Here is a 9,527-nt window from a genome sequence, read left to right as displayed (position 1 = left end):
GCCACATCAATACACCGGACAGTTATATCGGTTGCTCAGCAAAGCGGATGTTTCCAAGCTCGAAACGCTGCTGCACGCTTTATTCGCTAGCATTCCCTATGACTGGCAACGCAACAACGCCATGGCCCAATACGAAGGCTACTACGCCAGCGTGTTCTACAGTTACTTCGCTGCCCTTGGCTTAGATATCCGCCTTGAAGACATCACCAACAAAGGCCGTATTGACATGGCGGTGTTGTTTAACCAACAAGTCTATTTGTTTGAATTCAAAGTCGTTGAAGCGACACCACAAGGCAAAGCCTTACAACAACTACAAGACCGAGGGTACACCGAGAAATACCGCAGCCGAGGTGAGCCGATTCACTTAATCGGGATTGAGTTTAGCCGCGAACAGCGGAATGTGGTGGGGTTTGAGTGGGAAACTTTACCTGCCTCCAAATCAAATTAGGGAGACCCATGAGCGCATCTCAAAGTGAAATTGAACGCACTGGCCAAGCCTTAGCAGAAGAAGCATGGATTGATGTGATTCGGCGCATGGACGAGGTGTATACCGAGTTGGTCACTTCTCAAGAAACCTTAGAGACCAAACACCGCGAACTGGCTGAAGCACATCAGTTTACGGAAGGAATCCTCGCCGCGATGACGGATGTGATGGTGGTCTGTGACGCCTTGGGTTATGTCAAACAAGTGAACCGTGCGATGACCGAATTGACAGGACGCAGTGAAACAGGACTGATCGGGGAAAACCTACTTAATTTAATTGCCTACCCACAACAACAACCACAATTACAACAACAGCTCCCCCCCACTCAACCAGAGGTGAGCGACCTTGATTTGAATATTTTTTGTCAAAACGGCAACACAGTCCCCGTGACATGGAATATCAGCGCACTGTTCGATGGCCAACATCGTTACAGTGGTTTCGTTGCTGTGGGGCGGCCAATGGGTGAATTAAAACGTGCATATGCTGAGCTAAAACAGGCCCATCAAGCACTACAAGCCGCACAAGCCCAGCTCATTCAAGCAGAGAAAATGGCGTCTTTGGGTCGTTTAGTCGCAGGGGTGGCACATGAGTTGAACAATCCCATCAGTTTTGTCATGGGTAATAGCTATGCGATGCAACGCTATGCACAAAAGCTACAACGCTATCTCGCTGCCGTGCATCAACAGTGCCATGACCATGATTTGCAGTTATTACGCCAACAACTAAAAATTGACCGTTTATTGGCTGACCTACCGTCTCTTACCGAAGGTTTACTTGAGGGCGCACAGCGCAGCAGTGCCATTGTAGATGCGTTAAAACGTTTTTCTGCTGTTGAAACCGATATACAACAACCAGTCAATTTGGCCGAATGTATTCAACAAGCTTTGCATTGGGTGGTTCAAGCCATGCCACATCGAGTGACAGTGCAAGAAGTTGGCTTAGCTGAAGCCTGTTGGGTCTCGGGTTCGGCCAATCAATTACAACAAGTGCTAGTCAATTTAATTCAAAACGCGTTCGATGCGGTTGAAACTGTACCACACCCCCAGTTGGAATTGACACTGTCACAAGACACTGACCAAGCCGTCTTTACCTTAGCAGACAATGGCACAGGGATTGCCACCGCCGACTTAGCAAAAATTTTTGATCCTTTTTTTACCACTAAACCGGTGGGTAAAGGCACGGGTCTAGGGCTCTCGATCAGCTACAGCATCGTGGAAAAACATGGAGGCCAACTTACAGCAGGTAACCGCACTGAAGGGGGGGCTTATTTCAGTTTACGTTTACCACGATTGCAAAACTGATAAGTAAGCATCCAATCTGATGGATAGTAAAATTTCAGCATCCATCATCAAGCACACTCTGTTTTTTTCATCCACTCACAAAAACAATCACTTAGCTCACCTTTGCCTCCGAGTGTTGACTGGCACGATTTTTGTGTCGCGCTGACGTCAGCGCGCCAGCACTGGCGTGACCATAACAACATCTCGGAGACGCTATGAATCGCACCCGTTTACTTAGTGCTATCTGCCTTAGCACCCTCGCCCTGCCTGCCGCAGCCCACACAGGTCATCAGGATAGCTTCAGTTTCTTATCTGGTTTGGCTCACCCCGTTGGCGGTTTTGATCACCTCCTTGCTATGATTGCAGTTGGGCTTTGGGCCGCCAAACAACAAGGCACACAACGGTGGCTTGCCCCTGTCACCTTTGTGTTATCAATGCTCATCGGCGCATTACTTGGTGCAGCTGAGTTGACCCTGCCTGCTGTCGAATCGACTATTGCCTTATCAGTTCTGATTTTGGGTTTGATGGTTGCAAGTCATCGCACAGTCGCCCCTCAGATTGCCTTACCTTTAATCGCCTTGTTTGCCTTGAGTCATGGTCATGCCCACGGTGCCGAAGCCCCCTCTGGCACACTCTGGCTCTATATGGTTGGGTTTGTGATTGCCACCTCAGCCTTACATACCGCAGGTTGGTTTGCTGGTGAAACGCTGTTACGGAAAGCCGGCGCGTTATTGCGTACCGCAGGTATCGCCATTGCTGCCAGTGGTCTGTGGTTATTTGGTAGCGCTCTGTAACTCGACTTCGTCACAAAGGCCTGATCATGGAAACGTTCTATCAAGCGATGCGTCGGCAAGGCGTCACCCGTCGTACCTTTTTAAAATTCTGTAGCCTCACCGCAACTGCCATGGGCTTAGGGTCAACCATGGTGCCTCGAATTGCCCATGCCCTCGAAACCAAACCCAGAATGCCAGTGATCTGGTTGCATGGTTTGGAATGTACCTGTTGTACCGAGTCGTTTATCCGTTCAGCCCATCCCTTGGCCAAAGACGCGATTTTGTCGCTGATTTCACTCGACTATGACGACACAATTATGGCAGCGGCAGGGCATCAAGCCGAAGCCATCTTGGAAGAAATTGTTGAAAAATATAAGGGACAATACATTGTTGCTGTCGAAGGCAACCCACCCTTGAATGAAGATGGTATGTATTGCTTCCCCGGTGGTGAACCGTTCGTTGAAAAGCTCAAACGTGTTTCTGCTGATGCTAAAGCCTTAATTGCATGGGGTTCTTGTGCCAGTTGGGGCTGTGTGCAAGCGGCAAAACCCAACCCAACACGGGCGACCCCCATCCACCAAGTGATTTTAGACAAGCCGATTATTAAAGTCCCGGGCTGTCCTCCTATTCCAGAAGTGATGGCAGCGGTTATTACCTATCTTGTCACCTTTGATCGCATTCCCGAATTGGATCGCCAAGGCCGCCCTAAGATGTTCTATGGCCAACGGATCCACGATAAATGTTATCGCCGCCCCCACTTCGATGCCGGACAATTTGTCGAAACCTGGGATGATGAAGGCGCACGACTGGGCTATTGCTTATACAAAGTCGGCTGTAAGGGCCCAACCACCTACAATGCCTGTTCTACTGTGCGCTGGAATGGTGGGGTAAGTTGGCCGGTGCAATCGGGTCATGGCTGTATCGGCTGTTCAGAAGATGGATTCTGGGATAAAGGCTCGTTCTACGACCGCGTTACCAATATCCCACAATTTGGCATTGAATCAACCGCCGATCAGATTGGGATGACAGTCGCCGGTGGCGTTGGGGCAGCGATTGCAGCACATGCGGCAGTCAGTGCAATCAAGAGCACGGTGTTGAAAAAACAAGACCTGAAACCGCTAGAGGCAACAGCACAGCAGAAGGAGAAAGCATAATGGCCGCTTATCAAACTCAAGGCTTTACGCTAGACAACAGCGGCCGGCGGGTGGTGGTTGATCCAGTGACCCGTATTGAAGGCCATCTGCGTTGTGAAGTGAACCTCGACAGCAATAATGTGATTGCAAATGCCGTCTCGACGGGGACGATGTGGCGTGGTTTGGAAGTGATTTTAAAAGGCCGTGATCCACGCGATGCGTGGGCCTTTGTAGAGCGCATCTGTGGCGTCTGTACCGGCACTCATGCCCTTACCTCAGTGCGAGCCGTCGAAGATGCCCTAAAAATTGACATTCCAGCCAACGCCAACTTAATTCGCAATTTAATGCAGGCTGCGTTGTATGTGCACGACCATTTAGTGCATTACTACCATTTGCACGCCTTAGATTGGGTCGATGTCGTCTCTGCATTAAAGGCAGATCCAAAGCGCACCAGCGAACTGGCACAAAGCATTTCTAAATGGCCACTCTCAAGCCCGGGTTATTTTCATGATTTACAAACGCGGTTAAAGCGTTTTGTTGAATCTGGTCAACTTGGCCCGTTCCGCAATGGTTATTGGGGACACCCAGCCATGAAGCTACCGCCAGAAGCCAACTTAATGGCGGTGGCACACTACTTAGAAGCGTTAGATTTCCAAAAAGAAATCGTCAAAATTCACACCATTTTCGGCGGCAAAAACCCACACCCAAACTGGCTAGTCGGGGGGATGCCGTGTGCGATCAATGTTCATGACACAGGTGCTGTTGGCGCAGTGAATATGGAACGCCTGAATCTGGTTAAACAAATCATCGACCGCAGTATCGAGTTCTGTGAACAAGTGTATGTGCCAGATGTAATCGCTATTGCAGGATTCTATCCAGAGTGGTTCAAAATTGGCGGTGGATTGGCTAGCCAAAGCCTACTGTCTTATGGCGATTTCCCCGATCAGGCCAACGATCATCGCGCCAGCAATTTGCTGTTGCCGCGTGGCGCCATTATCAATGGCAAATTCAATGAAATTCATCCAGTTGATTTGTATGCACCTGATGAGATTCAAGAATTTGTGACCCATAGTTGGTATAGCTATGGGGATGACCAAAAAGGATTGCATCCCTTTGATGGCATTACCGAACCGAAATTCGAGCTTGGCCCTAACCACAAGGGAACAAAAACCAAGATTGAATCGCTGGATGAATCGGCGAAGTATTCGTGGATTAAGTCCCCACGCTGGAAAGGTCATGCGATGGAAGTGGGGCCGCTGGCACGGTATCTCATTGGTTATCATCAAAACAAGCCCGAGTTCAAAGAACCTGTTGATGCCCTGCTCAAGCATTTTAATGCCCCTCTCGAAGCCATGTTCTCGACCAATGGTCGGACAGCTGCACGTGCGATTGAAGCAGTGTGGGCAGCCAAGCAGATGTCACGCTTCTACGATCAATTGATCAGCAACATCAAAAATGGTGATTCCAGCACTGCCAACGTCGAGAAATGGGATCCAAGCACATGGCCGAAAGAGGTCAAAGGGGTGGGCTTTACCGAAGCACCACGCGGTGCATTAGGGCATTGGCTCAAGATCAAAGACACCAAAATCGAGAGCTATCAATGTGTGGTACCAACCACATGGAATGCAGGCCCACGTGATAACAAGGGACAGATCGGTGCGTATGAGGCCTCGTTATTGGGCACCAAAATGGCTATCGCCGATCAGCCGTTAGAAATTTTGCGTACCTTACACAGTTTCGATCCATGCTTAGCCTGTTCTACCCATGTAATAGGGGATGACGGTGGCGAGTTGGTTCGCGTACAAGTGCGCTAGGGGCTAACCATGAAAAGCTATGGATTTGACGGCAATGCACCACAGGGGCTGGGGCGTAAAGTCACATCGGTATATGTCTATGAAGCCCCAGTGCGGCTGTGGCATTGGGTGACAGTTGCCTGTATTGTGATTTTATCGGTTACAGGCTATTTCATTGGTCAACCACTACCCAGCACAGGCGGCGAAGCAACGTTTCAATATCTGATGGGTTACCTACGCTTTGCCCACTTTGCCGCAGGCTATGTGTTGGCAATTGGTTTGGTTGGGCGGTTGTATTGGGCGATAGTGGGCAATCACCATGCCCGTGAAATTATCTTGGTGCCAATTTGGGATAAGGCATGGTGGAGTGAATTTTTCTTTGAGATTCGCTGGTATTTGTTCATTGAACGCTATCCGAAAAAATACATCGGACACAACCCTGTCGGGCAAATCGCGATGGCCAGTTTTATCTGGGCAACGGTGTTTATGTGTTTCACTGGCTTTGCGCTGTATGGTGAAGGCACCGGCGAAGGCAGCTGGGCGCACAGCGCCTTTCATTGGGTCATCGTTGCTTTTGGCAATAGCATAGATGTTCACAGCTGGCACCGCCTTGGTATGTGGGCCATTTTGGTGTTTGTAATGATTCATGTCTATGCCGCGATTCGCGAAGACATTATGTCTAAGCAAAGCATGGTTTCCACCATGATCAGTGGCTTCCGCATGTTTAAAGACTGAACCCAGCCTTTACTCATCCAGAGCGCGCGCACCACGCTGTATTACACAGTGGGTGCGCGTACTGATCTCAGTGACTCCACATCATTCTCGGGTGTAGATCACTTCCCAATCGCCATCATCCCCATCGTCGATGTCATCCTCATCCGCTTGGTAAGCAGGATTGAGGGTGAACTGATGTTCACGCAACACGGCTAATAGCTCACGGACATCTTCTGGCAAGCGTGATTTCCAACTCATTGCCTCGCCTGTGGTGGGATGAATCAAGCCTAACACCGCCGCATGGAGGGCTTGTCGGCCCAGTTTTTTCACTGCCAAGGCCAAGTCTTCTGGGATTTTATAGCGAGGATTGCCATATAACGCATCGCCAGCCAAAGGATGACCGGCTTGTTTCATGTGCACTCGGATTTGATGCGTACGGCCTGTTTCAAGACGGCATTCGATATAAGTATGGTAGTCAAACCGTTCTAATACCTTCACATGCGTCACAGCAGGTTTACCGCCAAACCGCACCACCGCCATTTTCTGCCGTTGGTGGGGATCGCGACCAATCGGCTCATCAATTACGCCATCGTATGCCACCTTACCATCGGCAATAGCACGATACACACGCTTGACCGTTCTGGCTTGTAATTGCCGCACCAAATCGGTTTGGGCCGCCAAAGTTTTGGCCACCACCATCAGGCCACTGGTTTCTTTATCGAGGCGGTGGACAATGCCAGCGCGGGGAATATGGCGCAACGAGGGCAAGTAATGCAGCAGGCCGTTAAGCAAAGTCCCCGACCAATTGCCAGCAGCAGGATGCACCACCAAGCCCACTGGTTTATCGATCACCAAAATGGCGTCATCTTCATACACAATATTCAGCGGCATCGCTTCTGGGGCAAAAGCGGCCTCTTCGGGGGTCAGTTGTTCGAAGACTTCGAGCTTCTCTCCACCATAAATTTTGGTTTTGCTATTGACCGGCGTGCCGTTCATCAATACAAAGCCATCCTTAATCCATTGTTGTAATCGACTGCGTGAGTAGTCGGTCAACAAGGCAGCTAAGGCTTGATCTATACGTTGTCCGCCGAGGTCAGTTGGGATTTCCACGACACGGGGGCTAGAGAAGTCGTTATAATCGACCGGATTATCAATGGGATCTGTCATGAAACGATTCGTTGTAGGAATGCTGATGGCGGCATCATTAGCCGCATGCTCGACCACTACCGAGCCAAAAGATGAAACCCGAGGCTGGCCAGTCGAGCGCCTGTATTATGAAGCGCGGGAAGAGCTGAACAGCAGCAATTATACCCGTTCCATCCAACTCTATGAAACTTTGGAGGCACGCTACCCCTACGGTCGCTTTGCACAACAAGCGCAAATGGACCTTGCCTATGCCCATTACAAAGAGCAAGAGCCGGCTTTAGCCCTCGCCGCCATCGACCGCTTCATGAAGCTCTATCCAGCACATCCCAATTTAGATTACATGTATTACCTCAAGGGATTGGTCAATTACAACGACGATGGCGGGATTTTTGCCCGCTTTACCGGCCAAGATCGCGCCGAGCGTGACCCAAAATCGGCCCGTGAAGCCTTCCTTGCCTTTAGTGAATTGGTCAAACGCTTCCCAGACAGCAAATACAGTGCTGATGCCACGAAGAAAATGGGCGATTTGGTCAAAGGCTTGGCAGAAAACGAGCTCTATGTGGCGCGTCACTATATGAAGCGCAAGGCGTATGTGGCAGCGATCAACCGCGCTCAACAAGTGATTAAAGAATTTTCAAGCACCGAGTATGTCGAAGAATCGCTGGCGATTATGGTGTCTGGTTACGATGCCCTCGGCCAAACCCAGCTGCGCGATGATGCCAAGCGTGTGTTAGCAAAAAACTACCCCAATAGTCGCTATCTCACACAAGATTGGCAGCCCCGCGATGTGCCGTGGTATCAATTCTGGTAATCCCCGTCCCCGCCTCGTGCGGGGATTTTTTTGCCGACATATTGCGCTCATCGAAGTAACATCATGCTGTAATGCAGCTACCGCAAGCTAACCCCGCCATCAAAAAGACGTTCATGATCAACAAAGGGGTGTTGAGGTGAAGATGAAAAAAACTAAAATAAAAGCATTAGTCGGTCTTGCGGTGATGTTATTGCTTGTACAAGGGGCGGGTTATCATGTCGCCCATCAATTAAGTCATGCCTTTAGTGGTAAAAACGTCACTAAAGTAACAAAAGCAGGAAATTAGTTGCGTCTGAATCTGTCTAAATAGTTGCCGGTACTGCACGTGTGGTCTGGTGTCTGATATTGCTTGTGTCCTAATGGCCAATCAATAGGTTTTGCAGAACGAGGAGTAGCACATCATGAAAAAAAGAGCGATGACCCCAACCGAACGTCGTATTCTCAATGCTGAGATTTCTGCATGGCGGGCGGGCGGTAAGCAACATGTTTTTCAGCCAATTAGCCTCGCCGAAGCCAAACGCCGCCAAGCGCGACTCGACATTGAATATCTACGCGATTTACGCGCCTGTGCGGCCTAAATTGCATTGAGCGTGAATACGGCTATGTTCGTAGGTACGCCATCGCTCGGGTGAACAGCAAAAAGTCGCTACAAGCAGTGATTAGCGGCTCGTGCGGTGTAGGTTTTTTCTAATTGTTCACGCAAAGCGGGACATTTCTCTAAGACGGTTTGCAAATGTTGTCGTTGCAACATCAATACATGGCAATCCGTCAGAGCACGCACTGTCGCCGTGCGCTTCACCACTTTTAACAAAGCAATCTCACCAAAATAATCGCCCTGTGTTAACTCGGCGAGTCGCTGTGTGCCTGTTGAAGGATGTTCGAGTATCACCTCGACCTGTCCTTGCTGAATCATATACAAACAATCGCCGTCCTCTCCCTGTCGAATAATCACCTCCCCCGCCATAAAGTTGGCAGTGGTGATATGACTATCAATTTCTATCAACAGTTGCTGATCATCAAGAATAGAAAATAAAGAAATTTGTTTGAGAGAAGCAATAGACATTTTATTTAGCCTTTACGAATTGGACAAATCGCCACGACAACATTGCCACATATTACATTCACCATAAAACCCTATTATTTTACGCGAAAAAGTAAGCAAGGTATGACGTAGAAACACCTCCACGGGCGTGGGGAAGACCCAGCCGGTAGCGCATTGTTTCCAAGGTACTTAGAAACACCTCCACGGGCGTGGGGAAGACGGCCGGCTTTCGGGTGGCGTGAATCTGAGTGGAGAAACACCCCCACGGGCGTGGGGAAGACGCTGTACGATAGTCGCAGAGGGCTCGCCCAATGGAAACATCCCCACGGGCGTGGGGAAGACGAACCGGTT

The 9,527-nt window shown here is 49.7% G+C and carries 11 protein-coding genes; 9 read left to right on the top strand and 2 right to left on the bottom strand.

Annotation, left to right across the window (positions count from 1 at the left end; all coding sequences use genetic code 11):
• From ACTBZS_RS10880 to cybH, 6 genes are all read left to right on the top strand, one after another.
• Positions 1 to 448 (top strand): PD-(D/E)XK nuclease domain-containing protein (locus ACTBZS_RS10880; RefSeq protein ID WP_463044137.1); only part of this gene is annotated, 448 nt, incomplete at its 5' end.
• Between the two features lie 8 nt (positions 449 to 456).
• Positions 457 to 1,785, top strand: a complete 1,329-nt coding sequence (locus ACTBZS_RS10875; protein WP_463044136.1) for a PAS domain-containing sensor histidine kinase — start codon at positions 457 to 459, stop codon at positions 1,783 to 1,785.
• A 194-nt stretch (positions 1,786 to 1,979) separates the two neighbouring features.
• Positions 1,980 to 2,558, top strand: a complete 579-nt coding sequence (locus tag ACTBZS_RS10870; RefSeq protein ID WP_463044135.1) for a HupE/UreJ family protein — start codon at positions 1,980 to 1,982, stop codon at positions 2,556 to 2,558.
• Positions 2,559 to 2,584: 26 nt separating this feature from the next.
• Positions 2,585 to 3,691: a hydrogenase small subunit gene (locus ACTBZS_RS10865; RefSeq protein ID WP_463044134.1), complete on the top strand. Its 1,107-nt coding sequence runs from the start codon at positions 2,585 to 2,587 to the stop codon at positions 3,689 to 3,691.
• On the top strand, positions 3,691 to 5,484 hold the full coding sequence (locus ACTBZS_RS10860; protein WP_463044133.1) for a nickel-dependent hydrogenase large subunit: 1,794 nt from the start codon (positions 3,691 to 3,693) through the stop codon (positions 5,482 to 5,484). The genes ACTBZS_RS10865 and ACTBZS_RS10860 overlap by 1 nt, the downstream gene beginning before the upstream one ends.
• A 9-nt stretch (positions 5,485 to 5,493) precedes the next feature.
• Positions 5,494 to 6,198, top strand: a complete 705-nt coding sequence (gene cybH, locus ACTBZS_RS10855) for a Ni/Fe-hydrogenase, b-type cytochrome subunit (RefSeq protein WP_460430052.1) — start codon at positions 5,494 to 5,496, stop codon at positions 6,196 to 6,198.
• 81 nt (positions 6,199 to 6,279) lie between these two features.
• Here cybH and rluD read toward each other — a convergent pair whose 3' ends face one another.
• Positions 6,280 to 7,344 carry a 23S rRNA pseudouridine(1911/1915/1917) synthase RluD gene (rluD, locus tag ACTBZS_RS10850; RefSeq protein WP_463044132.1) on the bottom strand — a complete coding sequence of 355 codons (1,065 nt, stop codon included), beginning with the start codon at positions 7,342 to 7,344 and terminating at the stop codon, positions 6,280 to 6,282.
• Between rluD and ACTBZS_RS10845 the strand changes: the two genes are divergently transcribed.
• From ACTBZS_RS10845 to ACTBZS_RS10835, 3 genes are all read left to right on the top strand, one after another.
• The gene (locus ACTBZS_RS10845; protein WP_460430051.1) at positions 7,343 to 8,134 is read left to right on the top strand and encodes an outer membrane protein assembly factor BamD; all 792 of its coding nucleotides are present in this window, start codon (positions 7,343 to 7,345) and stop codon (positions 8,132 to 8,134) included. The genes rluD and ACTBZS_RS10845 overlap by 2 nt on opposite strands.
• Before the next feature lie 142 nt (positions 8,135 to 8,276).
• Positions 8,277 to 8,420, top strand: coding sequence for a hypothetical protein (locus ACTBZS_RS10840; RefSeq protein ID WP_460430050.1), 144 nt, complete (start codon positions 8,277 to 8,279; stop codon positions 8,418 to 8,420).
• Between the two features lie 115 nt (positions 8,421 to 8,535).
• Positions 8,536 to 8,712 carry a hypothetical protein gene (locus tag ACTBZS_RS10835; RefSeq protein WP_460430049.1) on the top strand — a complete coding sequence of 59 codons (177 nt, stop codon included), beginning with the start codon at positions 8,536 to 8,538 and terminating at the stop codon, positions 8,710 to 8,712.
• 68 nt (positions 8,713 to 8,780) lie between these two features.
• Here the strand turns inward: ACTBZS_RS10835 and ACTBZS_RS10830 are convergent, their stop codons facing one another.
• Positions 8,781 to 9,197 carry a cyclic nucleotide-binding domain-containing protein gene (locus tag ACTBZS_RS10830; protein ID WP_463044131.1) on the bottom strand — a complete coding sequence of 139 codons (417 nt, stop codon included), beginning with the start codon at positions 9,195 to 9,197 and terminating at the stop codon, positions 8,781 to 8,783.
• Positions 9,198 to 9,527 lie beyond the last annotated feature (330 nt).

The organism is Aquaspirillum sp. (assembly GCF_055136605.1).
This window is presented reverse-complemented; position numbering and strand designations above follow the sequence as displayed.